At 74.8% G+C, this 24,596-nt stretch carries 22 protein-coding genes and 1 pseudogene; 5 read left to right on the top strand and 18 right to left on the bottom strand.

Annotated features, from left to right (window positions below; genetic code table 11):
* Positions 1-64: 64 nt before the first annotated feature.
* Positions 65-1,750: a DUF885 domain-containing protein gene (locus OG946_RS01905; protein WP_326794406.1), complete on the bottom strand. Its 1,686-nt coding sequence runs from the start codon at positions 1,748-1,750 to the stop codon at positions 65-67.
* A 57-nt stretch (positions 1,751-1,807) separates the two neighbouring features.
* Entirely contained in the window at positions 1,808-2,278 is a 471-nt protein-coding gene (locus OG946_RS01900) for an Lrp/AsnC family transcriptional regulator (protein ID WP_326794405.1), read from the bottom strand.
* A 59-nt stretch (positions 2,279-2,337) separates the two neighbouring features.
* Between OG946_RS01900 and OG946_RS01895 the strand changes: the two are divergent.
* Positions 2,338-3,574: pseudogene (locus OG946_RS01895) on the top strand (trans-sulfuration enzyme family protein).
* Here the strand turns inward: OG946_RS01895 and OG946_RS01890 are convergent.
* The 3 genes from OG946_RS01890 to OG946_RS01880 all read right to left on the bottom strand — a co-directional run bounded on the left by OG946_RS01890 (position 3,540) and on the right by OG946_RS01880 (position 6,395).
* Positions 3,540-4,205 (bottom strand): GNAT family N-acetyltransferase, encoded by a 666-nt coding sequence (locus OG946_RS01890; protein WP_442814255.1) that lies wholly within the window; start codon positions 4,203-4,205, stop codon positions 3,540-3,542. The pseudogene OG946_RS01895 and the gene OG946_RS01890 sit on opposite strands and share 35 nt — an antisense overlap.
* 89 nt (positions 4,206-4,294) lie before the next feature.
* Complete coding sequence (locus OG946_RS01885; RefSeq protein WP_326794404.1) at positions 4,295-4,804, bottom strand: DUF1990 family protein; 510 nt, start codon at positions 4,802-4,804, stop codon at positions 4,295-4,297.
* A gap of 61 nt (positions 4,805-4,865) precedes the next feature.
* Complete coding sequence (locus OG946_RS01880) at positions 4,866-6,395, bottom strand: alkaline phosphatase D family protein (RefSeq protein ID WP_326800116.1); 1,530 nt, start codon at positions 6,393-6,395, stop codon at positions 4,866-4,868.
* 275 nt (positions 6,396-6,670) lie between these two features.
* Between OG946_RS01880 and sigJ the strand changes: the two genes are divergently transcribed.
* Positions 6,671-7,510: an RNA polymerase sigma factor SigJ gene (gene sigJ, locus OG946_RS01875; RefSeq protein WP_442814582.1), complete on the top strand. Its 840-nt coding sequence runs from the start codon at positions 6,671-6,673 to the stop codon at positions 7,508-7,510.
* Positions 7,511-7,582: 72 nt separating this feature from the next.
* Here the strand turns inward: sigJ and OG946_RS01870 are convergent, their stop codons facing one another.
* Positions 7,583-8,329: an SDR family oxidoreductase gene (locus OG946_RS01870; protein WP_326794402.1), complete on the bottom strand. Its 747-nt coding sequence runs from the start codon at positions 8,327-8,329 to the stop codon at positions 7,583-7,585.
* Positions 8,330-8,496: 167 nt separating this feature from the next.
* Here OG946_RS01870 and OG946_RS01865 point away from each other — a divergent pair, with 167 nt between their 5' ends.
* Positions 8,497-9,234 carry a GntR family transcriptional regulator gene (locus OG946_RS01865; protein ID WP_326794401.1) on the top strand — a complete coding sequence of 246 codons (738 nt, stop codon included), beginning with the start codon at positions 8,497-8,499 and terminating at the stop codon, positions 9,232-9,234.
* 111 nt (positions 9,235-9,345) lie between these two features.
* On the opposite strand, the gene OG946_RS01860 is transcribed toward OG946_RS01865, so the two are convergent.
* The 3 genes from OG946_RS01860 to OG946_RS01850 are packed head-to-tail and all read right to left on the bottom strand — an operon-like array spanning position 9,346 to position 12,450.
* On the bottom strand, positions 9,346-10,503 hold the full coding sequence (locus tag OG946_RS01860) for an ROK family transcriptional regulator (RefSeq protein ID WP_326794400.1): 1,158 nt from the start codon (positions 10,501-10,503) through the stop codon (positions 9,346-9,348).
* Between the two features lie 44 nt (positions 10,504-10,547).
* Complete coding sequence (locus OG946_RS01855; protein WP_326794399.1) at positions 10,548-11,207, bottom strand: response regulator transcription factor; 660 nt, start codon at positions 11,205-11,207, stop codon at positions 10,548-10,550.
* 4 nt (positions 11,208-11,211) lie between these two features.
* Positions 11,212-12,450 (bottom strand): sensor histidine kinase, encoded by a 1,239-nt coding sequence (locus OG946_RS01850; protein ID WP_326794398.1) that lies wholly within the window; start codon positions 12,448-12,450, stop codon positions 11,212-11,214.
* Positions 12,451-12,550: 100 nt separating this feature from the next.
* Between OG946_RS01850 and OG946_RS01845 the strand changes: the two genes are divergently transcribed.
* Positions 12,551-13,297 carry an ABC transporter ATP-binding protein gene (locus OG946_RS01845; RefSeq protein ID WP_326794397.1) on the top strand — a complete coding sequence of 249 codons (747 nt, stop codon included), beginning with the start codon at positions 12,551-12,553 and terminating at the stop codon, positions 13,295-13,297.
* Between the two features lie 3 nt (positions 13,298-13,300).
* A complete protein-coding gene (locus tag OG946_RS01840; RefSeq protein WP_326794396.1) occupies positions 13,301-14,041 on the top strand; it encodes an ABC transporter permease in 741 nt (246 codons plus the stop codon).
* A gap of 35 nt (positions 14,042-14,076) precedes the next feature.
* Here OG946_RS01840 and purB read toward each other — a convergent pair whose 3' ends face one another.
* The 9 genes from purB to bioD all read right to left on the bottom strand — a co-directional run bounded on the left by purB (position 14,077) and on the right by bioD (position 24,584).
* Positions 14,077-15,516 carry an adenylosuccinate lyase gene (gene purB, locus OG946_RS01835; RefSeq protein ID WP_326794395.1) on the bottom strand — a complete coding sequence of 480 codons (1,440 nt, stop codon included), beginning with the start codon at positions 15,514-15,516 and terminating at the stop codon, positions 14,077-14,079.
* A 123-nt stretch (positions 15,517-15,639) separates the two neighbouring features.
* Entirely contained in the window at positions 15,640-16,407 is a 768-nt protein-coding gene (locus OG946_RS01830) for an SGNH/GDSL hydrolase family protein (RefSeq protein WP_326794394.1), read from the bottom strand.
* A gap of 55 nt (positions 16,408-16,462) precedes the next feature.
* Positions 16,463-17,476 carry a hemolysin family protein gene (locus tag OG946_RS01825; protein WP_326794393.1) on the bottom strand — a complete coding sequence of 338 codons (1,014 nt, stop codon included), beginning with the start codon at positions 17,474-17,476 and terminating at the stop codon, positions 16,463-16,465.
* Positions 17,473-18,873 (bottom strand): hemolysin family protein, encoded by a 1,401-nt coding sequence (locus OG946_RS01820; RefSeq protein WP_326794392.1) that lies wholly within the window; start codon positions 18,871-18,873, stop codon positions 17,473-17,475. Before OG946_RS01820 ends, OG946_RS01825 begins: the two co-directional genes overlap by 4 nt.
* Before the next feature lie 57 nt (positions 18,874-18,930).
* Positions 18,931-19,368 carry a GNAT family N-acetyltransferase gene (locus tag OG946_RS01815; protein WP_326794391.1) on the bottom strand — a complete coding sequence of 146 codons (438 nt, stop codon included), beginning with the start codon at positions 19,366-19,368 and terminating at the stop codon, positions 18,931-18,933.
* A 155-nt stretch (positions 19,369-19,523) separates the two neighbouring features.
* Positions 19,524-22,124, bottom strand: coding sequence for an FtsX-like permease family protein (locus OG946_RS01810; RefSeq protein WP_326794390.1), 2,601 nt, complete (start codon positions 22,122-22,124; stop codon positions 19,524-19,526).
* A 6-nt stretch (positions 22,125-22,130) separates the two neighbouring features.
* On the bottom strand, positions 22,131-22,913 hold the full coding sequence (locus tag OG946_RS01805; protein WP_326794389.1) for an ABC transporter ATP-binding protein: 783 nt from the start codon (positions 22,911-22,913) through the stop codon (positions 22,131-22,133).
* Positions 22,914-23,152: 239 nt separating this feature from the next.
* Complete coding sequence (locus tag OG946_RS01800; protein WP_326794388.1) at positions 23,153-23,815, bottom strand: class I SAM-dependent methyltransferase; 663 nt, start codon at positions 23,813-23,815, stop codon at positions 23,153-23,155.
* A gap of 22 nt (positions 23,816-23,837) precedes the next feature.
* A complete protein-coding gene (gene bioD / locus OG946_RS01795; protein WP_326794387.1) occupies positions 23,838-24,584 on the bottom strand; it encodes a dethiobiotin synthase in 747 nt (248 codons plus the stop codon).
* Between the last annotated feature and the right edge of the window lie 12 nt (positions 24,585-24,596).

Here is a 24,596-nt window from a genome sequence, read left to right as displayed (position 1 = left end):
CGCCCCGGCAACACGTACGGCCGCGACCCCGCGGGCCGCGGCCGTACACCGTCCTACCGCCGCCTCACAGCGCCGACAGCTCGGCCTCCAGGTCGTCGAGCCCGAGCGAGCCCTGCGACAGCGCGGCCATGTGCCACGCCTTCGCGTCGAAGTCCGCGCCGCGCGCCTTGCGCGCCGCCTCCCGGCCGCGCAGCCAGGCGCGTTCGCCGATCTTGTAGCCGATCGCCTGCCCCGGCATCGACAGGTAGCGCGTCAGCTCGCTCTCCACGAAGTCCGCGGGCCGCCCGCTGTGCATCCCGAAGAACTCCTGCGCCAGCGCCGGCGTCCACCGCTCGCCCGGGTGGAAGGGGGAGTGGTCCGGGATCTGCAGCTCCAGGTGCATGCCGATGTCGACGATCACGCGCGCGGCGCGCATCATCTGCGCGTCCAGATAGCCGAGCCGCTGTTCCGCGTCGGTGAGGAAGCCCAGCTCGTCCATCAGCCGCTCCGCGTACAGCGCCCAGCCCTCGCAGTTGGCGCTGACCCAGCCGAGCGTCGACTGGTAGCGGGAGAGCTGGTCCTTGACGTACACCCACTGCGCGAGCTGCAGATGGTGTCCGGGGACGCCCTCGTGGTACCAGGTGGAGACCAGGTCGTAGACCGGGAAGCGGGTCTCACCCATCGTCGGCAGCCAGGTGCGCCCGGGGCGGGAGAAGTCCTCGGCGGGCGGCGTGTAGTACGGCGCGGCGGCGCCGCCGGGCGGGGCGATCCGCGACTCCACCCGCCGCACAGGACCGGCCAGGTCGAAGTGCGTGCCGTCGAGCGCCTCGATGGCCTCGTCCATGATCCCCTGCAGCCACTCGCGGACGGCGTCCTCGCCCTCGATGTGGGTGCCGTGCTCGTCCAGGTGCTTCAGCGCCTCCCAGGGGGTGGCGGCGCCGGGCAGGATCTTCGCGGCCTCGGTCTTCATCTCGCCGAGCAGGCGGTGGTATTCCGACCAGCCGTAGGCGTACGACTCGTCCAGGTCGAGGTCCGCGCCGTTGAAGAAGCGCGACCAGCGGGCGTAGCGCTCGCGCCCGACGACGTCGGGCGAGCCGGCCGCGGCGGGCGCGTACACGTCGCGCATCCAGTCGCGCAGCGCGCCCACGGCGGCGGTGGCCTCGCCCGCCGCCGCGTCCAGCTCCCCGCGCAGCGACTCGGGCCCGGCGGAGGTCAGGTCGCCGAACCAGCCCCGCTCCCCGCCCGCCCACTCGGTGAGCTGGCCGACGAACGTCGCCGTCGCCCGCGGCCCGCCGAACAGGCCCTTGTCCACGCCCGCGGCCAGCGACCGCCGGTAGCCGTCGAGCGCCGCCGGGACCGCGCGCAGCCGGGCGGCGATGTCCGACCAGTCGTCCTCGCCCTCGGTCGGCATCAGCGTGAAGCACTCGCGCATCAGGTGCACGGGGGAGTGGATGTTGCTGACGGCCCGCAGGCCCTCCTCGGCGTCGTGCACGGCGAGTTCGGCGCTCAGCCGCTCCCGCAGCAGCCGCGCGCAGCGGCGCTCCGCGTCGCTGTCCGCGCCGGGCAGCCGCTCCGCCTCGTCGAGGGCCGCAAGGGTGGCGCGGCCCAGCTCGGCCACGGCCTGTTGGCCGTCGGGGGAGAAGTCGGGGAGAGCCCGGGAGCTCTCCGGCACGCCGAGCATCGTGCCGCTGATGGGGTCGAGGTCGATCAGGTCGTCGACGTAGGCGTCCGCCACCTGCCGGGGCATTCGCTGGTTCGTGGAGTCGGGCATGCGGGCCATCCTCGTACACGGGGGCGGGCGCCGTCATCACCAAAACGGCCTCGTGCCCTACGGAGGCAGCAGCGGCCCGCACTCCCAGTCCTGGAAGACCAGCCGCGTCTCCACCCGGGCCACCTCCCGGCGCGAGGTGAACTCGTCCAGCACCAGCCGCTGCAGGTCCGCGGCGTCCCGTACGGCGACGTGCAGGAGGTAGTCGTCGGGCCCGGTGAGGTGGAACAGCGCGCGGGACTCGGGCAGCGAGCGGACCCGCTCGACGAACGGGCCGATCAGGTCGCGGCGGTGCGGGCGCACCTGCACCGACAGCAGCGCCTCCAGGCCGCGGCCGAGCCGCGCGGGGTCGATCGCGAGCCGGTGGCCGGTGATCACGCCGGCGCGGCGCAGCCGGGCCACCCGGTCCAGGCAGGTGGAGGGCGCGACGCCGACGGCGGCGGCCAGATCGCGGTTGGTGGTCCGGGCGTCGTTCTGCAGCACCCGCAGAATCTCCAGGTCAACCGGATCGAGAGCGGGTGAATCGGGCATCGGCCGAACGTAGCACGGGTCTCGCCCGCGGAAGCCCGTACGAGCTTCAGCATCGGGGCATGGAGACCCCGACGCGTTCACTCGCCACCGAGGCCTGCACGCCGGGCGCGAAGACCTCGCCGCCCTCGGCCTGCACGCCGCCCCGCTCGACCTGTCCACGACCTACCCGTCCCCGGACAGCAGGGGCGAGGCCGCCCGTATCGACGAGTTCGCCGCCACCGGCGCCCCGCTCGAAGGGCCGCAGGTCTACGGCCGGCTCGGCAACCCCACCGTCGCCCGCTTCGAACAGGCCCTGGCCCGGCTGGAAGGCACCGAGTCGGCCGTCGCGTTCGCCAGCGGGATGGCCGCGCTCAGCGCCTGCCTGCTGGTGCGCGCCGGCCTCGGCCTGCGGCACGTCGTCGCCGTCCGGCCGCTCTACGGGTGCAGCGACCACCTGCTCGACAGCGGGCTGCTCGGCACCGAGGTGACCTGGACCGACCCGGCCGGCGTCGCCGACGCCCTCCGCCCGGACACCGGCCTGGTGCTCGTCGAGACCCCCGCCAACCCCACGCTCGCCGAGACGGACCTGCGGGCCGTCGCGTACTCCTGCGGCTCGGTCCCGCTGCTGGTCGACAACACCTTCGCCACCCCCGTGCTGCAGCGCCCCGCCGAGCACGGCGCCCGGCTCGTGCTGCACAGCGCCACCAAGTACCTCGGCGGCCACGGCGACGTGATGGGGGGCGTCATCGCCTGCGACGAGGAACTGGCGGGCGCGCTGCGCCGGATCCGCCCCCACAGCACGCTCCGCGTGCGTGGGCGGTACCCCCGGCCACCGGCGGCGTGCTGCACCCGCTCGCCGGCTATCTGCTGCTGCGCGGCCTGTCGACCCTTCCGGTACGGGTACGGGCCCAGTCCGAGGCCGCCGCGGAACTCGCCCGCCGGCTCGCCGGCCACCCCGCGGTGACCCGGGTGCGCTACCCGCGGCTCGGCGGCGCGATGGTCGCCTTCGAGGTACGCGGCGACCCGCACGCGGTCATCGGCGCCGTCCGGCTGATCACCCCGGCGGTGAGCCTCGGCAGCGTCGACACCCTCATCCAGCACCCGGGTTCGATCAGCCACCGCATCGTCGACCCGGCCGACCGCCGCTCGGGCGGCATCGGCGAGCGGCTGCTGCGGATGTCGGTCGGCCTCGAGGACGTGGACGACCTGTGGGCGGACCTCGGCGCGGCGCTCGACGCGGCCGGGGAGCCGGACCCGGCCGCAGAGGCGAGCCGCGCCGCCGTCAGCGCGGTCCGGCGGGACCCGCCGCGGAGGTGAGCCGCTCGTCCAGGCGCGCGGTGACGACGAGCGTGGCGCCCTCCACCTGGTACTCCAGCGGGACGCCCGCCTTGCGCAGGGTGGCGTCCATGGCGGCGTCCAGCGACCGCGTCACCACGTACACGCTGCCGTAGCCCATGCCCGCGGCCGTCGTCAGCAGCCGGCGCAGCAGGTCGGTGCCGAGGCCGCGGCGCTGCCAGGCGTCCTCCACGAGCAGCGCCAACTCGGCCTCGTCGTCGTCCCACAGCAGGTGCCCGAGGGCCACCAGCCGGCCGCCGGCCGTCTGCACCGCCAGCGTCCGGCCGAAGTGCGGGCTCAGCAGGTGCCGCAGATAGCCGTCGGCCTCGTCGGGCGGGCCCTGGTAGCGCATGGCCAGGGTCCGCCGGGAGCAGCGCCGGTGCAGCGCCAGCGCGGCGTCGTGGTCCTCGGGCCCGGCCTCCCGGACCGTGAGGGGGCTGGCGGTCCGCGGCCCCGGCGCGTCCCGGCGGCGCGGCGGGCGCGCCCCCGGACGGCGGTCCGTCACGTTGTGGGCCCTGCCACCCGCCCGGAGGACGGCGGCGATCGTGTACGGACCGGGCGCAGCGGACGCGCGCCGCGGGCCCTGCCCCCTCGGTGCGGTGTGATCGGCCATGAACTCCAGCTTTCCGGACGGGTATTGCGTGATCAAGAACGAGCTGTGACCGGATGGTAAAGGGTGAATCGGACCTATGGGGGCAGTTTTCAGCCGACGTTCGCGAGCCGCCGCAGCACCCGGCCGCAGCGCCGCGCGTACCCGCGCTGGAAGACGCCGAGGAGCGGGCCCATGGTTGCCACCCACCGCGCGGCCGGGCGGCTGTACGCCGTGACGGTCAGCCAGACGGTGCCGTCGTCCGCCCACTCCACGACGAACGCCTCCTCACCCGTCTCCGGGTGCCCCGGCAGCGTTCCGTACCCGAACCCGCCGCGCCGCTCGCCCTGTTCCGCCCACACCACGCGGCAGGGCGCGAGGATACGCAGCGGGCGCCGGCCCAGGCCGACGACGAGCCGCACGCCGGGCGCGGCGCGCGGCCCCTCCGCGTCGATGGTGACCCCGACCGCCCGGTGCATCCGGAACGTCAGCACCGCCTCGGTCGCCGCCCGGTACGCCGCCGGTCCTGCGCCTATGCGGGTGCGTACGGCGAAGGAGTCGAAGCCCGCGGGTCTGCGGCCCTCGCGGGTGGCGCCGACCGGGGCATACGTGAGGTCGTCCACGCCCCGCAGCGTACGCGCCGGCCGGCAACGCGCCGCCGCGGGGCGTCCGCGGACGCTCCGGCTACTGCCCGACGAGCCCCGGCTGCAGCACCTTCGTGAACAGCACCGCGCCGCCCTCCTCGCGCAGCCGCACCGTCAGCTCGCGGCTGCCGCCGTCGATCTGCACCTCGCCGTAGAACTGGAAGCCCTGGCTCGGCGCCACGTTGCCCGTCTGCGGCGCCTTGAGGAACACCCGCTCGGGACCGAACGTGCCGTCCAGCGCGCTGCCCGGGAACGCGCCCGCGTGCAGCGGCCCGGTGACGAACTCCCAGAACGGGGCGAAGTCCTTGAACCCTGCCCGCGCCGGATCGTAGTGCTGCGCGGAGGTGTGGTGCACGTCCGCGGTCAGCCACACGGTGCCGGTGATCCGCCGCTGCTTGATGTGCCGCAGCAACTCGGCGATCTGCAGCTCACGCCCCAGCGGCGCGCCCGGGTCGCCCTGCGCGACGGCCTCGATGTTCGTGCCGTCCGGCACGACCAGGCCCAGCGGCATGTCGGAGGCGATGACCTTCCATTCCGCGCGGGAACGCTGCAGCTCCCCCTTGAGCCAGGCCAGTTGCTCGCGCCCGAGGATGCCGTGGACGTCGTCGGGGGCGAGCCCGTCGGAGTTGGCGTCGCGGTACGTGCGCATGTCCAGCACGAAGACGTCGAGCAGCGGCCCGTACGAGACCCTGCGGTAGACCCGCCCGGCGCCGTCGGGCCCCAGCGTGGGCACCGGGAAGTACTCGGCGAACGCGCGCCGGGCGCGGGCCGCGAGCACGTCGGCGCGGCGCTCCGTGTAGCGCTCGTCGGTCAGGATCTCGCCCGGGTACCAGTTGTTGACCACCTCGTGGTCGTCCCACTGCACCACGATCGGCACCTGCGCGTTGAAGCGGCGCACGTGCTCGTCGAGCAGGTTGTAGCGGAAGTTGCCGCGGTACTCGGCGAGCGTCTCGGCGACCTTCGACTTCTCCTCGGTGACCAGATTGCGCCACACCGTCCCGTCGGGCAGCGGCACTTCGGCGCTCAGCGGCCCGTCGGCGTATACGGTGTCGCCGCTGTGCAGGAAGAAGTCGGGATCGAGGCCCTGCATCTCGGCGTACACCCGGTAGCCGCCGCGGTCGGGGTTGATGCCCCAGCCCTGTCCCGCGACGTCGCCGGACCAGACGAAGCGCACGTCCTGGCGGCGCCCCGGGGCCGTACGGAACGTGCCCGCGACCGGCTCGCCGGAGCGGCGCGGGTCGTCCGCGTCCTCCAGCACCACCCGGTAGTGCACCTGCTCACCGGGCGGCAGCCCGTGCAGCCGCACGGTGCCGGTGTAGTCGGTGCCCGGACCGAGCAGCGGGCCGCGGCGGCGGTGCACCTGGCGGAACGAGTCCGTCGCGGAGGTCTCCACGACCATCTGCGCCGGGCGGTCGGCGCGCACCCACACGGTGCCGCCCTCGGCCGTCACATCGCCCACCTGTACGCCCCACGCCGCCCCCGGCCGGCCCGCGAGCGCCTGCGCGGGCGCGCCGCCGGACAGCGTGGGCACCGCCAGCGCGGCGGACGCCGCGAGGCCGCCGCGCAGCACCGACCGGCGCGCGGGGCCGCCGCTCGCTCTGTCTCCCGTGTTCACCTGGTCTCCCGTCGACGTGCGGATCTCGTGCGCCGTCAGACCTACCGGCGTGTGTTGCCCGTGGCACGAACGACAAGTGAACAACTGCCCCTGCAATGCGGGAAGTGCGCCGCGCGGGGGAGGACGTCCGGGAGGGGCCGGATTGGACAGGCGGGTGTCTCGTCAGGTGATATGGAGGGGTGGCTTACGGCACCGATCTAGACGTCTTCGAGGAGCACCGATCCGTCCTGATGGGCGTGGCGTACCGCATGCTCGGCGCCTTCGCCGACGCCGAGGACGTGGTGCAGGACACCTGGCTGCGCTGGTCGGCCGCGGACCGCGAACAGGTCCGCGACGCGCGGGGCTACCTCGTGCGCATCACCACCCGCCTCTCCCTCGACCGGCTGCGCCAGACGCAGGCGCGGCGCGAGGCGTACGTCGGCTCCTGGCTCCCGGAGCCGCTGGCCACCGACCTGCTCGGGGACACGCCGCCGGACAGCTCGGAGCGGGCGCTGCTCGCCGAGTCGGTGACGCTGGCGATGCTCGTGGTGATGGAGTCGCTGTCGCCGCTGGAGCGGGCCGTCTTCGTGCTCCGGGAGGCGTTCGGCTTCCCGTACGCGGAGATCGGCGCGATGCTCGACCGCTCCGAGGACGCCGTACGCCAGCTCGCCGGCCGCGCCCGCCGGCACGTCACGCAGCGCAAGCCGCGCTACGACGTGGACACCGCCGCGCAGCGCGACATCACGGAACGGTTCCTCGAAGCCGCCGCCGGCGGTGACCTGGAGGGGCTGATGGCGCTGCTGGCCCCGGACGTGGACGTGATCTCCGACGCCGGCGGCAAGGCGAAGGCGCCGCGCCGCGTCATCGAGGGCGCCGACAAGACGGCCCGCATCTTCCTCGGCAGGGCGGGCGGCATCCACGAGGTGCCGGAGCCGGAGCTGGTGTTCCGTGAGATCAACGGCCAGCCCGGGCTGCTGCTCCTGTCGAAGGGCGAGCCGGACACCGTCATGGTGCCGCAGCTCCGGGACGGCCTGATCGCCCGCGTCTTCGTCATCCGCAACCCGGACAAGCTCCGCGGCGTCCGCACATAGCGGGTCCCGCCGCAGCGGGGGGAACCGCCGGGCGCGGACGCCCAGCGGGTCCCGCCGCCGCGGCGGACGCGGCTAGAGCCCGCCGGAGACCCGCAGTACCGCGCCCGTGGTGTACGACGCCTCCGCGGACAGCAGCCACGCGACCGCGCCGGCGATCTCCTCGGGCTCCCCGGGGCGGCGCATCGGCACCCGCTCCGGGTTGCGCCACGGCCGCTCGGGGTCGCCCATCGCCGCGTGCATGTCGGTCACGGTCATCCCGGGCTGCACGGAGTTGACGCGTACGCCCTCGGGCCCCAACTCCTTGGCAAGGCCGAGCGTCATGGTGTCCACGGCGGCCTTGCTCGCCGCGTAGTGCACGTACTCGCCGGGGCTGCCGAGGGTGGCCGCGCCGGAGGAGATGGTGACGATCGCCCCGCCGCCGCCCCCGTGCCGGGTGGACATCTCGCGCACCGCGCGCCGGGTGCAGATGAACGTGCCCATGACGTTGACGTCCAGCACCCGGCGCATCACGTCGAGGGACGTATCGTCGAACCGGCCCAGCGGCCCGGTGATCGCGGCGTTGTTCACCAGCCCGGTCACCGGCCCCAGTCGCTCGCGGGCGGTGTCGAACAGGGCGTCGACCTGCTCGGGGTCGCTGACGTCCACCCGTACGGCCACGCACGCCACCCCCTCGGCCCGCGCCTCCGCCGCCACCCCTTCCGCGGCGGCCTCCGCCCGCTCGTACGCGAGCGCCACGCCGTGACCGGCGCGGGCCAGTCTCCGCACGATCGCCGCGCCGATGCCGCGGCTGCCCCCCGTGACCACCGTGACCTGGTCCATCGCTGCCTTTCCGCCGTCCGTCGGATCGCCGGACGGACCGTACCCCAGGGGCATTGGTCTTGACCAAGTCCGGGTGGCGTCCTACTGTCGGCGAGAGATACTGCAACAACCTTTCATAAACAACCGCGCATAAAGGCGGCCAGGCCGACGGGGATTGCGAGGATCAGGTGGGGACCACGCAGCCGGACACCGTGACCGAGCTGAAGTACTGGCATCTCAAGGGCGTGATCAGCGAGGCGCTGGAGTCGGAGTTCTCGGTAGGGGAGATCCTGCCCAACGAACGCGAGCTGGCGGCCCGCTTCGGCGTCGCCCGCGCGACCCTGCGGCAGGCGCTCGACCAGCTGGAGCTGGAGGGCCGGCTGCAGCGCAGGCGGGGCGTCGGGACGACCGTCGCGCCGCCGCGCGTCGGGGTGCCGGTGGGCTCCCCGCGCGAGATGTGGCCGGGCGAGGGCGACGACGGCTGGGAGGCCGTCGACGCCGCCGCGGTCGCGGCTCCCGCCGCCGTCGCGCGCATGCTCGGCACCGACGCGACGGAGCCGGTGCACCGGGTGCACCGCTCCCGCAGCCGCAACGGGCAGCCGGTCGCGGCCGAGCTGATCTACGTGCCCGGTGTCTCCGCGCCCGGCTTCAACCGCGGCGACTCCTCCGTCGGCGCCGCCCGCGCCCGCGCCGTGCTGCACGAGCTGCACCGGCTGCCGCTGGAGGGCCAGGACCGCACCGTCGAGCTGGGCTCGGCGCGCGCGGAGGACGCCCGCGAGCTGGACCGGCTGCCGGGCGCCCCGGTGCTGGTGGTCACCACGCGCTACGTCTCCCGGGGGCGCACCGCCGCCGTCGCGGTCTCGACGTACCGCGCGGACACCTGCCGGCTCACCCTCGACGCGGACGCGGCGGTGCTGGCGAGCTGAGCCGCCAGCCGGAGCGTACGGACCGGGCGGGACACCCCGCGCGGAGCAGGAAGCCGCAGCCGGACGGCCGGGCCGGGAGCGCACACCCCGTCCGGCCGGCGGCCGGCCGGCTCACCGCCGCGCCGTGACCGTGCTCTCCACGGCGAACAGCTCCTCGTCCAGGTGGTCAAGGGCCAGCCGCAGCGCGCCCGTGGCCACCGCCGCCTCGCCCAGCAGCGACAGCACGACCTCCGGGGGCCGGAGGCAGTAGCGGGCCAGCTCGGCGTGGAGCGGCTCCAGCACGTCGTCCACGCCCGCCGCCCAGCCGCCGATCACCACCAGCTCCGGGTCCAGCGCCAGCACCAACGCGGCCACGTCGTGCACCAGGCGCTGCATGAACCGGTCCACGGCCCGGCGCGCCCGCTTGTCGCCCCCCTGGGCCAGCGAGAAGACCTCCGCCACCGCCGGCTCGTCCAGCGGGTGCAGCGGCTCCCCGGTGACGCTGAGCAGCTTCTCCGGCGTCGCCTCCCGGCCCAGCAGGTGCAGCGCGCCGATCTCGCCCGCCGCCCCGCCGAAGCCGCGGTGCAGCCGCCCGCCGATCAGCGAACCGGCGCCGGGGCTCAGTCCGGCGCGGACGAAGACCATGTCCGCCGAGTGCCGCGCGGCGCCCTTCCAGTGCTCGGCGACCGCGGCGGTGTTCGCGTCGTTCTCCACCAGCACCGGGCAGCGGAACGAACGCCCCAGCCGCTCCGCGAGGTTGAGGCCAGTCCAGCCGGGCAGCGCCGTGCTCAGCCGCACCATGCCGTCCGCCTCCACGATGCCGGGGCTGCCGACGCCCACCGCGCGCAGCGTGCTGCGCGCCACGCCGGTCTTGCGCAGCACCTCCTGCACCACGGTCCGTACGCTCGCCAGCCGGTCGTCGGCCTCCGCGGCCTCGTGCACCGTGCGCAGCGCCGAGCCGCGCAGCCGGCCGTCGAGGTCGGAGAGCAGGACGGAGACCCGGTGCGGGCCGATCTCGATGCCCAGCAGATGGCCGGACTCGGCGTGGAAGCGGAACTTGCGGGCGGGCCGGCCCTGGCGCCGGGCCGTGCCCTCCTCGGCCGGGGCCTCCACCACCAGGCCGCTGGCGGCCAGGCCCTCCAGCACGCCGTCCAGGGTGGGCCGCGAGAGCCCGGTGGTACGCACCAGTTCGGTCAGCGTCGCCGAGCCCGCGTCGCGCAGCGCGCGCAGGACCACGGCGGAGTTGATCCGCCGCAGCAGGGACGGATCCCCGCCGGTGAGCTGCGCCAACGTCAGCCTCCCTGAGCGTGCTTCCGGATAGCGGATCGTATCCGCTATCCGGCCGCGCCGGGGGCGACGAACCCCGACTCGTACGCCGTGATCACCGCCTGCGTCCGGTCCCGGGCCCCCAGCTTCGCCAGCAGCGCACTGACGTGCGATTTGACCGTCTCGGTGCCCAGCACCAGCTCCGCGGCGATCTCGGCGTTCGTCAGCCCGCGGGCGATCAGCCGCAGCACCTCGCCCTCCCGTTCGGTCAGCCGCGCCGCCGCCAGCGCCGCGCGCGCCTCGTCGTTGCCGTGCCCGGCGGCCAGCGACCGCAGCGCGGCCGGGAAGAGCAGCGACTCGCCCTCGGCGACCAGCCGCACCGCGTGCACGATCTCCGCCGGCCGGGCCCGCTTGAGCAGGAACCCGTCGGCGCCGGCGCGCAGCGCCCCGTACACGTACCTGTCCTCCTCGAAGGTGGTCACGACCAGGATCTTCGGCGGCTCGGGGAAGGCGCGGAGCACGGCGCGGGTGGCCTCGATGCCGTCCATGAGCGGCATCCGTACGTCCATCGCGATCACATCCGGCGCCAGTTGCCGCACCAGCGGGATCACCGCCGCGCCGTCGGCCGCCTCGCCGGCCACCTCGATGTCCGGCTGCGCTTCGAGGATCGCCCGCAGCCCGGCGCGGACCAGGGCGTCGTCGTCGACGAGGAGGACGGAGACGGGCACGGCGTCACTGTATCGGCAGGGTGACGCGTACCCGCCACTCGCCGTCGGACGGTCCTGCGACCGCCTCGCCGCCGAGCAGCGCGGCGCGCTCGCGGATGCCGCGCAGGCCGCTGCCGCCGGGCCCGGGAGGCGCCGCGGCCGCGGGCAGCCGGTTGCGTACGTGCAGTTCGAGTCCGCCCGCCGAGGCCGCGATACGGACCCTGACCGGCACCGGGCCCGCGTGCCGCAGCACGTTCGTCAGGCACTCCTGCACGATGCGGTAGCCCTCCCGCGACACCGGCCCCGGCACCGACTCCAGCGGCCCCTCGATCTCCGCGCTGATCTCCGCACCCGCGCCGCGCGCCGAGGCCACCAGCCGCTCCGCCTCGGCCAGCCCCGGCCGCCGGGACGGCGGCGCACCCTCCTGGCGCAGCAGCCGCAGCACCCGCTCCAGGTCCTCCAGCGCCTCCCGGCCGGTGTCCTCGATCGCGCCCAGCGCCCGCTCCGTGAACTCCGGCGACCCCGCCGCCCGCGCAGCCCCGGCCTGCACCACGGCGACGGTCAGCGCGTGCCCGATGGTGTCGTGCAGCTCCCGGGCGAGCCGGTTGTGCTCCAGCAGCCGTTCGGTGCGCTCCTCCAGGGCGGCCAGCCGCTCGGCGGCCGAGGGCCCGAGCAGCCGGGGCGCCAGTGCGGCGATCAGCACGCCGAACCCCCAGCCGGCCGCCAGCAGGGCCGGCACCACGACCGGGACGAGCAGCAGGTACGACCCGTGCCACTCGCCCGGCAGCGGCAGGACCTCCTCTTCGAACGAGGACCAGTGGTGCGCGGAGGTCAGTGCGACGGTCAGGAAGATGCCCTGGATGCCGACCACGGCGGCCAGCAGCCCCACCCACATCCGCAGCACCAGCCAGACGAACACCCGGCCCCGGTCGGCCCACGAGACGGCCGGCGTGCGTGCGAGCCCCGGATCCGGCTGCGCCTCCATGCCGTGCGGACCCGGGAACAGCAGGAGCCGGGCCTGCATCGTCTCCAGGAGCCGGGTGGCGGGGATGGCCGCCGCGACGGCGAGCAGCGGCACCGGACCGAGGGCGAGGACGGCATAGCCGACCACCGGCGGCACGTCCTCCACGCCCCAGACGAAGGCGCCCAGCAGAGCCAGGGTCGCGGCGATGAACAGGTGCAGCCACCGCGTGTACGTCACCGGCCGCAGCACCGGCCGCAGCGGGCGGGAGAGGGATCGGAGAAGGCGCGGCATGCCGTTCATCGTGCCAGCGCCGTCCGGCCCGCGGCTCCCCCGCACGGGGGAGGGCGAACCCGCGCGCGGGGGAGGCCCCGGCACCGCACCGAGGGGCAGCGTGGCCCGTATGACAGCAGCGACAGCCATCGAGGTCCGCGCACTGACCAAGGACTACGGGGACGTCCGGGCGCTCGACGCCGTGACCTTCACCGTCCGTCCCGGCCGGGTCACCGGCTTCCTCGGCCCCAACGGCGCCGGCAAGTCCACCGCCATGCGCCTCGTCCTCGGCCTGGACCGGGCCACCTCGGGTACCGCCACCGTGGGCGGCCGGCCGTACCCGGAGCTGGCCGACCCGCTCCGGCACGTCGGCGCCCTGCTCGACGCGCAGGCCGCCCACGGCTCCCGCACCGGCCGCGCCCACCTGCGGGCGCTGGCCGCGAGCAACGGACTGCCGGACGCCCGCGTCGCCGAGGTGCTGCGGCTGACCGGGATCGAGTCCGCCGCGGGCCGGCGCGTACGGACGTACTCCCTCGGCATGCGCCAGCGCCTCGGCATCGCCGCCGCGCTGCTCGGCGACCCGCCCGTGCTGCTGCTGGACGAGCCGTCCAACGGGCTCGACCCCGAGGGCATCGTGTGGATCCGGCGGCTGCTGCGCCGGCTGGCGGACGAGGGCCGCACCGTGCTCGTCTCCAGCCATCTGATGGGGGAGACCGCCGCGTTCGCCGATCACCTCGTGGTGCTCGGCCGCGGCCGGCTGCTCGCCGACGCGCCGCTCGCGGAGTTCGTCGCGGGCAGCGCCGGCGGCCTGGAGGAGGCGTACCTCCGGCTGACCGCTGGCGCCGTGGAGTTCACCAGCGAGACCCGGGAGGTCTGAACGATGACTGCCACCGCCGTGCTCCGCGCCGAGTGGATCAAGATCACGACGCTGCGCGGCACCGTGTGGTCGCTGGCGTGCGTGCTGCTCGTCACCGCCGGCTTCGGAATCCTCGCCAGCGCCGCCCTCGGTGGCGCCGAGACCGTCGACGGGGACTTCGACCCGCTGTTCTCCGTCCTCACCGGGGTGGGCCCAGGTCAGATCGCCGCGATCGTCTTCGGCACGCTCGCCGTGTCATCCGAGTACCAGAGCGGGCTCATCCGCGCCACACTGGCCGCCGTGCCGCGGCGCGGACTGCTCTACGCGGCCAAGCTCGCCCACGTCGGAGGGCTCACGTTCGCCGTCGGGCTGCCCACGACGCTGCTGTCGTTCCTGGTCGGCGGTGCCGCGCTCGGCGACCGGGCACTGGGCCTCGGCGACGACGGCGCGCTGCTCGGCGTCGTGGGCGGCGCCGTCTACCTCACGCTCATGGCGCTGCTCGCCGCGGGGCTCGCCGCCGTGCTGCGGAGCGGCATCGCGGTGCTGGGCATCCTGATCCCGTTCGTGCTGGTGGTGTCGATGGTGCTCGGCGTCGGCTCGTCCGCGGGAGTCGCGGACTACCTGCCGGACCGGGCCGGGCAGCAGGTGCTCTTCGCAGAACCGCCGGGCGACCTCCAGCCGCTCGCCGGGCTGGCCGTCACCGCGCTCTGGGCAGGGGCGGCGGTGCTGGCCGGCTGGTGGACGCTGCGGCGGCGCGACGCGTAGCGCCGCGGTCCGCTACGCGGCCGGGGCGGGCGGCGTCACAGGATCGCCCCGGGCGCGTACCCCGCCGCCTCCGGATGCCGCTTGACGACCTCCTCGACCCGCGCCACCACCGCCGCCACCTGCTCCTCGGCCGCGCCGGTGAACGACAGCCGGTCGGCCATCAGGGACTCCAGCCGGTCCCGGTCCAGCGGGATGCGGGCGTCGGCGGCGAGCCGGTCGAGGAGTTCGTTGCGCTCCGCGCCGCGCTCGCGCATCGCCAGGGCCGCGGCGACCGCGTGCTCCTTGACGACCTCGTGCGCCTCCTCCCGGCCGACCCCGGCCCGTACCGCCGCCATCAGCACCTTGGTGGTGGCCAGGAACGGCAGATAGCGGTCCAGCTCGCGGGCGATCACCGCCGGGAAGGCGCCGAACTCGTCCAGCACCGTCAGGAACGTCTCCAGCAGCCCGTCGAGCGCGAAGAACGCGTCCGGCAGCGCCACGCGGCGCACCACCGAGCAGGACACGTCGCCCTCGTTCCAGGTGTCGCCGGCCAGCTCCGCGGTCATCGAGGCGTATCCGCGCAGGATCACCATGAGGCCGTTCACGCGCTCGCAGGAGCGGGTGTTCATCTTGTGCGGCATCGCGGACGAGCCGACCTGGCCCGGCTTGAAGCCCTCGGTGACCAGCTCGTGCCCGGCCATCAGCCGGATCGTCTTCGCCAGCGACGACGGTGCGGCGGCGACCTGCACCAGCGCCGCGACCACGTCGTAGTCCAGCGAGCGCGGGTAGACCTGGCCGACGGAGGTGAAGGCGCGGGCGAAGCCCAGGTGGCCGGCGACCCGGCGCTCCAGCTCCGCCAGCTTCGCGGCGCCCTCCTTGCCGCCGCCGAGCAGGTCGAGCATGTCCTGCGCGGTGCCGACCGGGCCCTTGATGCCGCGCAGCGGATAGCGCGCGAGCAGGTCCTCCACCCGGCCGTACGCGGTCAGCAACTCGTCGGCGGCGGTGGCGAACCGCTTGCCCAGCGTGGTGGCCTGCGCGGCGACGTTGTGCGAACGGCCGGCCATGACCAGCCCTGCGTGCTCGCCGGCCAGCCTGCCCAGCCGGGCCAGCACCGCGACCGCGCGGTCGCGTACCAGCTCCAGGGACTGCCGCACCTGAAGCTGCTCCACGTTCTCCGTGAGATCGCGGGAGGTCATGCCCTTGTGGATCTGCTCGTGCCCGGCGAGGGCGTTGAACTCCTCGATACGGGCCTTCACATCGTGCCGCGTGATCTTCTCGCGCTCGGCGATCGAGGCGAGGTCGACGTCCTCCAGCACCCGCTCGTAGTCGGCGACGGCGCCCTCCGGCACCTCGATCCCCAGATCCCGCTGGGCGCGCAGCACGGCGAGCCAGAGCTGCCGCTCCAGGACGACCTTGTGCTCGGGGGACCAGAGGGCGGCCAGCTCCGTGGAGGCGTAGCGGGCGGCCAGGACGTTGGGGATGCGCGGCTTGTTCACGTGGGGAGATTCTACGGGGCCCGCCGGGCGGGGTGCGGACGGCGGCCGGTGCGGGCGTACGGGGGCGTGTGCGGGTGTCGCGCGGGGCGGGCGTCGGGGGTCAGCGTCCGCGCGGTGCCGGCGTCAGGCGTCGTACGGCAGCAGCTCCGGGCGCTTCGGCGCGCGGCCGTCGCCGGAGGAGCGGCCGGTGAGCCGGCGGTGCACCCACGGCAGCAGGTGCATACGGGCGAAGCGGGCGTCCGCGGTGCGGCGGGTGAGCCACGGCGGCCGCGGCGCCGGGGGCGGCAGCGGGCCCGTCCAGTCGTACTCGGGGGTGCCGCCGAGCGTCTGCCAGACGGCCTCGCCGACCCGGCGGTGGCCCTCGGGCGTCAGGTGCAGCCGGTCCTCGTCCCACAGCCGTACGTCGCGCAGCACGTCGGCGCCGTACAGGTCGACGACCAGCGCGCCGTGCCGCGCGGCCAGGTCGTCGACGTGCGCGAAAAGCTGCTCCATCCGGGGCCTGACCCGCTCCAGCACCCGGCCGTCGCGCCCCGGGCTGCGCATCAGCACGAGCTGCTTGCAGCTCGGCGCCAGCTTCGCCACCGCCTCTTCGAGCAGGCCGCACACCCGGTCCATGTCGCAGCGCGGCCGGATGGCGTCGTTGAGGCCGCCGACGAGGGTGATGACGTCGGCCTCCATGGCGGCGGCCCGGTCGACCTGCTCGTCGAGGATCTGCCGGATGAGCTTGCCGCGGACGGCCAGGTTCGCGTACCGGAAGCCGGGCTGCGCCGCCGCGAAGCGGGCCGCGAGGAGGTCCGCCCAGCCGCGGTAGGAGCCGTCGGGCTGCAGGTCGGACATGCCCTCCGTGAAGGAGTCGCCGACCGCGACGAAACTGGTGTAGCGCGCGTTCACGTCCGCCGATCCTACTCGCCGCCGCGGACGTCGCCGCCGGCGCCCGTACCGCGGGTCACGACTCCCGGCCGACCAGCTCGCGGAGCACGTCCTCCATGGTCACCAGCCCCGTCACCCGGCCCTCCTCCCCGGTCACCGCGGCCAGGTGGGTGCGGCTGCGGCGCATGGCGGTCAGCACGTCGTCCAGCGGCGCGCTCGCGCGCACCCGGGCGATGCGGCGCATCGCCGTACGCGGGAACGGCGCCTCGCGGTCGGCGGTGCCGAGGGCATCCTTGACGTGCAGATAGCCGAGGATCCTGCCGCTGTCGTCCACCACCGGGAAGCGGGAGAAGCCGGAGGCGACGGCCAGTGCCTCCAGCGCCTCCGGGGTGACGCCGACGGGCGCGGTGACCACGTGCCCGGTGGGCACCACCACGTCGCCCACGGGACGGCGGCCCAGCTCCAGGGTGTCGCGCAGCCGCTCGGCGGAGCGGTCGTCGAGCAGCGCGGCCTCCGCGGAGTCCGCCACCATGCGGGCCAGGTCGGCGTCGGAGAACGACGCCGCGACCTCGTCGCGGGTCTGCACGCGCAGCAGCCGGAGCAGCGCGTTGGCGAAGGCGTTGACGGTGAAGACGACGGGGCGCAGCGCCCGGGTGAGCGCGACCAGCGGCGGGCCGAGCAGCAGCGCGGAGCGCACCGGGTCGGCCAGCGCCACGTTCTTCGGCACCATCTCGCCGAGCAGCATGTGCAGGTACGTCGCCACGGTCAGCGCGATGGCGAACGAGATCGGGTGCACCAGCCCGTGCGGCACCCCCACCGCGTTGAACAGCGGCTCCAGCAGATGGGCGATGGCCGGCTCGGCGACGACACCGAGGACCAGCGTGCACAGGGTGATGCCGAGCTGGGCCGCCGCCATCAGCGTGGAGACGTGCTCCAGACCCCAGATCACCCGGCGCGCACGGCGGTCGCCTTCCTGGGCGTACGGCTCGATCTGGCTGCGCCGCACGGAGATGAGCGCGAACTCCGCGCCCACGAAGAAGGCGTTGAGCACCAGCGTCAGCAGGCCGATGATCAACTGGACGACGGTCATCCGGGCTCCCCCCTGCCGGCGGCCGTACGGCTGCCGCTGCCACTGCCGCCCGCGCCGGTGCCTGCGTCTTCGCCGTCGTCGGGCTCGGCGCCCGGCGGCGGGGCGTGCAGCAGCACGCGCGCGGCGCGGCGCCCGGCCGCGTCCACGACGTCCAGCCGCCAGCCCCCCACCTCCAGCGCGTCCCCGTCGACGGGGATGCGGCCCAGCTCGGTGGCGACCAGCCCGGCCAGCGTCTCGTACGGGCCCTCCGGCACCCGCAGGCCGATCTCCGCGAGCTGGTCGGGGCGCACCCCGCCGTCGGCGTCGAAGAGCATCCGGCCGTCCGGGTCCGCGCCGCTGGGCAGCAGGTCGGGCGTCTCCAGTGGGTCGTGCTCGTCCCGCACCTGGCCGATGACCTCCTCCACGACGTCCTCCATGGTGACGACGCCGGCGGTGCCGCCGTACTCGTCGATCACCACTGCCATGGTGCGCTTCTCCGTCAGCCGGTCCATCAGATGGTCGACGGGCAGCGTCTCGGGCACCAGCACCGGATCACGCAGCAGCCGGGTCAGGGGGTGGCGGGCGCGGCGGTCGGCGGGGACGCCGAGGACGTCCTTGACGTGCACGTAGCCCAGGACGGTGTCCAGGCTGCCGCGGTAGACGGGGAAGCGGGACAGGCCGGTGGCACGGGAGGCGTCGACGACGTCCCCGACGGTGGCGTCGTCCTCCAGCGCGACGACCTGCATCCGGGGCGTCATCACGTTCTCCGCGGTCAGCTCCGCGAGCCCCAGGGTGCGGACGAACAACTCGGCGGTGTCGGCCTCCAGCGAGCCCTTCTTCGCCGAGTGCCGGGCCAGCGCGGCGAGTTCCTGCGGGCTGCGCGCCGAGGCCAGTTCCTCGGCCGGCTCCAGGCCCATCAGCCGCAGCACCCGGTTGGCGGTGTTGTTCAGATGGCGGATGAAGGGGCGGAAGACACCGCTGAACGTGCGCTGGAAGGCCGCGACGCGCTTGGCCATGGCCAGCGGGCGGGAGATGGCCCAGTTCTTGGGCACGAGTTCGCCGACGACCATCAGCACGACGGTCGACAGCGCCGTGCCCAGCACGAGCGCGACGCTGGAGGTGGCCGAGTCCGGCACGCCCGCTGCCCGCAGCGGGCTGTGGAGCAGCGAGGCGACGGACGGCTCGGCGAGCATGCCGACGACAAGGTTGGTGACGGTGATGCCGAGCTGTGCGCCCGAGAGCTGGAACGTCAGGCCCCGTACGGCCTGGAGCGCACCGGCCGCGCCGCGCTCGCCGCGGTCCACGGCCCGCTCCAGCTCGGCTCGCTCCACGGTCGTCAGCGAGAACTCGGCGGCCACGAACAGGCCGCAGGCCAGGCAGAGCGCCAGGGCCAGGACCAGCAGCAGCACCTCGGTCATCGGGTCACCTCCGTCTCATGATCACGCAGGGTCGCGGGGGCCGCGCGGCGACCGCGGTCAGCCGGCGGCAAGCGGCTTGACCCAGCGGCTCCACTGCTCCTGGCGGACATAGCCCCCGGCGTGCCAGGCGTGGTGCGCCCGCTCGTTGCGGTTCAGCACCATCGCATCCGCGCGCCGGCCGCCGAAGGCCGCGAACCGCTGCTCCGCCGCGGCCAGCAGCGCCGTGCCGACGCCGCGGCGCCGGTGGCCGGGGTGCACGGCGAGCCGGTACAGATGGCAGCGCCAGCCGTCGAACCCGGCGATGACGGTGCCCGCCAGCTCCCCGCCGCGCTCGGCCAGCAGCAGCGCGCCCGGATCGCGCTCCAGCAGCCCGGCGACGCCCGCCTCGTCGTCGCTGACGGACGTGCCCTCCGCCGCCGCCTTCCAGAACGCGAGCACCGCCGGCACGTCCGCGGGCTCCGCGGCCCGGATGTGGAGATCGTCCATGCCGGGCATCCCATCACCGGGTGCCCGCCCGCGTCGACCGTATTCGGCGCACGGCCGGGCCGCGGCCGCCCGGTGGGCCGGCCCATGACGGGCCGTCCGCCGGGCGGCGCGCGCGGTCGCGCGCCCCGCCCGGTCCGTACGAGCGCGCCCGGACCGGGCGGTGGTCACTCGTGGGCGATGGCCGCCAGCACGTTGAGCCGGGAGGCCCGCAGCGCCGGCAGCAGTGCGGCCAGCAGGCCGACCAGAACCGATCCGATCACCACGGCGAGCTGCACCGTCCAGTCGATCGCGAAGGCGCGCATGCCCTCCAGCGCCAGCACCTCGTGCACCCCGGCGCCCCAGGCCAGCCCCAGCACCAGGCCGAGCAGCGCGCCGAACACGGCGATCACGACGGACTCCAGCCGGATCATCCGGCGCGTCTGGCGTCTGGACAGCCCGATGGCCCGCAGCATGCCTATCTCCCGGGTCCGCTCCACCACCGACAGCGCCAGCGTGTTCACCACGCCCAGCACCGCGATGACGATCGCCAGCCCCAGCAGCGCGAAGACCAGATAGAGCAGCACGATGATCTGCTCCCGGATCAGCTCCTTGAAGTCCGCCTGGTCGCGCACCTTCACCTGTGGGAAGGCTTCGAGCCCGCTCTCCAGCGACGCGCGCAGCTTGTCGACGTCGGTGCCGCTCGCGGCGTTGACGAAGACGACCGCCTCCTGGCCGCCGGGCAGGTACTTCTCCAGCGTCTCCATGCCGAGGAAGAAGCCGCCCGCCGCACCGAACCCGCCGCTCGTCTCCTGCTTGGTGAGCGCCCCGACCGTCAGGTCCGCTTCCTTGCCGTTGGGGAACTCGACCCGGAGCGTGCTGCCCATGCGTATGCCGTGGTCACGGGCGAACTGCCGCTGCAGGCCCACGTGCCCGGGCGCGAGCGCGTCGCCGGTGCTCCCCTGCGCGTACTCCAGCCGGCTGACCTGGTCCAGCTCCTTGTCGAAGGCGCCGGCGCTGGTGCTGGTCTTCTCGCCGTCCGGCAGCGTCACCCGCAGCGGCGCGAACCGCTGGCGCACGACGAGGCCCACGCCGTCCGCCTCCTCGACCCGCTCGGTGACCTCACGGGGGAACGGGCCGAAGCCGTCGCTCTGCACGAGGAAGTCGGCGCCCAGGGTCCGGTCGATCTCCTCGTCGAAGGACTTCGTCATCGACGCGGCGGCCACGGACATGCCGCCGACCAGGGCCAGGCCCACCATCAGCGCCACGGCCGTGGCGCCGGTGCGCCGCGGGTTGCGCAGGGCGTTGCGCTGGCTGAGCGCGCCGACGGAGCCGAAGATCCGCGGGAACCAGCCGCCCACCACCCGGATGACCGGCCGCACCAGCAGCGGCCCGGCCGCGACCACGGCGAGCATCGTGAGCACCACGCCGCCCACCAGCCACACCGCGGAGTCCCGGGTCCGGTCCGCCGTGGCGCAGAGGTAGAAGGACAGCGCCCCGGCGGCCCCGAGGACGGAGCCGAGCGCCGCCCGCACCCGCATCGGCCGGCCGACCTCCGCGATCTCCAGGTCGGCGAGCGCCGCCATGGGGGAGACCCGCGCCGCGCGCCGGGCCGGCAGATACGCCGCGACGAACGTGACGCCCACGCCCACCGCGTACGCGAAGACCGGCGTGACCCAGCTCACGACCATCTCTGCCGCGTCCAGGTTCATCCCCAGCAGGCCCATCGTCTCGATGAGCCCGGCAGCCAGGCCGATGCCGCTGAGCAGCCCGAGCGTGGAGCCCGCAAGACCGAGCAGCAGCGCCTCGGTGAGCACCGAGCGGCGGACCTGCCGCCGGTCGGCGCCCAGCGCGCGCATCAGCCCCAGCTCGCGGGTGCGCTGCGCGATGAGCATCGAGAACGTGTTGACGATCAGGAAGATGCCGACCAGCACGGCGATCCCGGCGAAGCCGAGCATCACGTACTTGATGATGTCGAGGAACGTGCCCAGCTCCTCCGCCGCCGACTTCGCCTGCTCGTCGGCGGTCTGCACGGCGTAGTTCCCGTCGAGCGCCGCCTTGACGCGCTTCTTCAGCGCGGCGTCCGACACTCCCGGCGCCGCGTCCACGGAAACCGACGTGGCCAGCGCCGGGCCCGCGGCCTCCCCGTCCCGGAGCTCCGGGTTGTCGAGCAACTGGCGCTGGGCGGCCGCCGTGTCGAGATAGACCACCGTGGCGCCCGGGTTGGTGGTGGTGAACTTCGCGATGCCGACGACCTCGACCTCGAACCTGCCGGGCTGCGCGAGGACGTTGAGCGTGTCGCCGATCTCGATGTTCTTGCGGTCGGCGGTGTCCTTGTCGAGCAGCGCCTCGCCGGCCCCGGCCGGCTCGCGGCCGTCCGACAGCTCCACCGGGCTGCGATCGCTGACGTACCAGTTGGTGGCGATCGTCGGGGGGCCCGTCGTCCGGCCGATCGGCTCGTTCTCCGCGTCGGTGACGGTGAGGTTCTCCACCTCGACGTCGAGGTGGACGGCCTCCACCCCCGGCACCTTCGCCACCTCGTCGGCGACCGACGCGGGCAGCGTCGGCACCAGCCCGGAGCCGAACCCGCGGTTCTGCTCGAACGCCTCCTTCGGCGAGACCGCGACGTCGGCGGCCGTGGAGGCGAAGAGCCGGTCGAAAGTACGGCTGACGGTGTCGGAGAAGATGAGGCTGCCGGAGACGAACGCCACCGACAGCAGCACGGCCAGCGCCGACAGCAGCAGCCGCCCCTTGTGCGCGAAGAAGCTGCGCAGAGTCGCCTTGAGCACGCCGCCTCAGCTCTTCCTGATGCCGTCGAAGCGCTTCATGCGCTCCAGCACCGCCTCGGCCGTCGGCTGCGGCATCTCGTCCACGATCCGGCCGTCGGCCAGGAAGAGCACCAGGTCGGAGTGGGCGGCGGCGCCCGGGTCGTGGGTCACCATCACCACCGTCTGCGCCAACTGGTCCACAGCCTCCCGCAGGAAGCCCAGCACCTCGAAGCCGGAGCGCGAGTCGAGGTTGCCCGTCGGCTCGTCGGCGAAGATCAGCTCGGGCCGGGAGGCCAGCGCCCGCGCGCACGCCACCCGCTGCTGCTGGCCGCCGGAGAGCTGCGAGGGCCGGTGGTCGAGCCGGTCGCGCAGGCCGAGCGTGTCGACCACCCGGTCCAGCCACTCGGGGTCGGGTTTGCGGCCCGCGATGTCCATCGGCAGCGTGATGTTCTCCAGGGCGTTCAGCGTGGGCAGCAGGTTGAACGACTGGAACATGAAGCCGATCCGGTCGCGGCGCAGCCGTGTCAGCTCCCGCTCGCCCAGGCCGGTGATCTCCTCGTCGCCCAGCCAGATCCGCCCGGAGGTCACGGTGTCGAGCCCGGCGAGGCAGTGCATCAGCGTGGACTTACCGGAGCCGGACGGGCCCATGACCGCGGTGAAGCGGGCGCGGTGGATCTCCACGTCCACCGCGTCCAGCGCCACGACCGCCGTCTCGCCGCTGCCGTACGTCTTCGTCAGCCCGCCGGCGCGGGCCGCGACCCCGGCGGGGCGGTCCGCTTCGCGTCTGTCGAGTGCCGCCGGTGTGGACAATGCCGTTCCCCCATCGGGCTGTGAGCCGGGCGCCGGATGCGCGTGCCTGTCTCCCCGCCGTACGCCGTGGGTGCCCGGCGGGGACGTGCTGCAAGGCTGCGCGATCGATCGGGTCCGCGCGGCCTGCCAGCGAGACTAAGCGGCCGCGGAATTCCGCGCATCCCTCCCGGGTGGCACCTGTGGACAACCCACTACTCCCGCGGGAGGACCGGCCTCTCCTGTGTCCGGCGCAGCCGCCGTCACCCGCGGAGCGCAGTGCCCAGGACGTGGTACGAGGCCGGGGTCGGCGGCCCCTTCTCCGGCATCCGCACCCGCCGGTACGGGCCCAGCGTGAACCCGGCGGCGGTCAGCTCGCCGAGCACGTCGCGACCGGAGTGGCAGCCGCCGAGCAGCAGCGGCCAGACCGTGCGGTCCGCCGCCCGCTGCACCGCCCGCATCACGCGCCCGCCGGCCCGCCCGTGCTCGTAGAACCGCAGCTCGCCGCCGGGACGCAGCACTCGGCGCAGCTCGCCGAGCGACCGCGGCACATCCGCGACCGAGCAGAGCACCAGCGAGGCGACGGCGGCGTCGCACGACCCGCTCTCGACCGGCAGCTCCTCCGCCGTCCCCGGCAGCACGTCCACCCGTACGTCCGCGCGCATCGCCGACTCCGCGGCGAGCTGCCGCAGGTGCCGCTCCGGCTCGACCGCGACCACCTCGGAGACGGCGGGCGGGTAGTGCGCGAAGTTCAGCCCGTTGCCCGCGCCGATCTCCACGACCCGGCCGGACAGGCCGGTCAGCAGCTCCTTGCGCAGCTCGGCGACCCCGCCGTGCTCGTCGGCGGCGACGCTGAGGCGGGCGTAGAAGCGCGCGAAGTACGGGTGGTACACGGCGTCCTGCGCCGCGCGCGTCGATGAGGGCATACCGGCCTCCTGGCGTGCGGGGTCAGTGCGATTGTCCCCTCCCGGACCCGCCCGGGGCCTGCCGGGCGCGGAAGCCGTCCGCGTCCCAGTGCCCGCCGAGCGCCGGCGCCAGCCACCCGGGGGCGGCGGCGCAGAAGGTCTCCGGGCCGTACCCGCCGGCGCCCTCCGGCACCGCGCCCAGCAGCGGCACCCGCGCCGTGGCCGGCAGGTCCGCCAGGTTGCACCGGGCCGCCAGGTCCGGCGCCGCCGGCCAACTGCCCACCACCGCGCCCGGGCATGCAAGACCGCGGCGGCGCAGCGCCTCCGTGGTCAGCTCGGTGGCGTTCAGCGTGCCGAGCCCCGCGGCGGCCACGACCAGCACCGGCGCCGCCACCAGCCGCGCCACCTCCGCCAGCGTGCCGCCAGCGTCGTCCAGCCGCACCAGCAGCCCGCCCGCGCCCTCCACCAGCACCAGGTCGTGGTCGTGCCCCAGCTTCTCCACCATCCCCGCCGCGTCCGCCGCCGTCAGCGGCGGCAGCCCCGCGCGCCGGGCGGCCGTCGCCGGGGCCAGCGCCTCGGGGAAGCGGGCCAGCTCCACGGCCCGTATGCCCGGGACGAGGCGCGCCGCCTCGTCGGCGTCCCCGGGCTCGCCTTCGGCCACGCCCGTCTGGGCCGGCTTGAGCACGGCCACCGAGCGGCCCCGCGCCAGCGCCGCGGCGGCCACGGCGGCGGTGACGACCGTCTTGCCCACGCCGGTCGAGGTGCCGGTGACCACGAGCACGCTGCCCATCGCGTCGCCCCC

The sequence above is a fragment of the Streptomyces sp. NBC_01808 genome (assembly GCF_035917395.1).
Lineage (GTDB): Bacteria > Actinomycetota > Actinomycetes > Streptomycetales > Streptomycetaceae > Streptomyces.
The sequence above is the reverse complement of the archived record's forward strand: the minus strand, read 5'-3'. Positions and strand labels throughout refer to the sequence as shown.

Coding starts and splice junctions, on each gene's coding strand:
- OG946_RS01905 (WP_326794406.1), bottom strand. CDS start 1,750: ATGCCCGACTCCACGAACCAGCGAATGCCCCGGCAGGTGGCGGACGCC.
- OG946_RS01900 (WP_326794405.1), bottom strand. CDS start 2,278: ATGCCCGATTCACCCGCTCTCGATCCGGTTGACCTGGAGATTCTGCGG.
- OG946_RS01890 (WP_442814255.1), bottom strand. CDS start 4,205: ATGGCCGATCACACCGCACCGAGGGGGCAGGGCCCGCGGCGCGCGTCC.
- sigJ (WP_442814582.1), top strand. CDS start 6,671: ATGGGCGTGGCGTACCGCATGCTCGGCGCCTTCGCCGACGCCGAGGAC.
- OG946_RS01870 (WP_326794402.1), bottom strand. CDS start 8,329: ATGGACCAGGTCACGGTGGTCACGGGGGGCAGCCGCGGCATCGGCGCG.
- OG946_RS01850 (WP_326794398.1), bottom strand. CDS start 12,450: ATGAACGGCATGCCGCGCCTTCTCCGATCCCTCTCCCGCCCGCTGCGG.
- OG946_RS01845 (WP_326794397.1), top strand. CDS start 12,551: ATGACAGCAGCGACAGCCATCGAGGTCCGCGCACTGACCAAGGACTAC.
- OG946_RS01840 (WP_326794396.1), top strand. CDS start 13,301: ATGACTGCCACCGCCGTGCTCCGCGCCGAGTGGATCAAGATCACGACG.
- OG946_RS01825 (WP_326794393.1), bottom strand. CDS start 17,476: ATGACCGTCGTCCAGTTGATCATCGGCCTGCTGACGCTGGTGCTCAAC.
- OG946_RS01820 (WP_326794392.1), bottom strand. CDS start 18,873: ATGACCGAGGTGCTGCTGCTGGTCCTGGCCCTGGCGCTCTGCCTGGCC.
- OG946_RS01815 (WP_326794391.1), bottom strand. CDS start 19,368: ATGCCCGGCATGGACGATCTCCACATCCGGGCCGCGGAGCCCGCGGAC.
- OG946_RS01800 (WP_326794388.1), bottom strand. CDS start 23,815: ATGCCCTCATCGACGCGCGCGGCGCAGGACGCCGTGTACCACCCGTAC.
- bioD (WP_326794387.1), bottom strand. CDS start 24,584: ATGGGCAGCGTGCTCGTGGTCACCGGCACCTCGACCGGCGTGGGCAAG.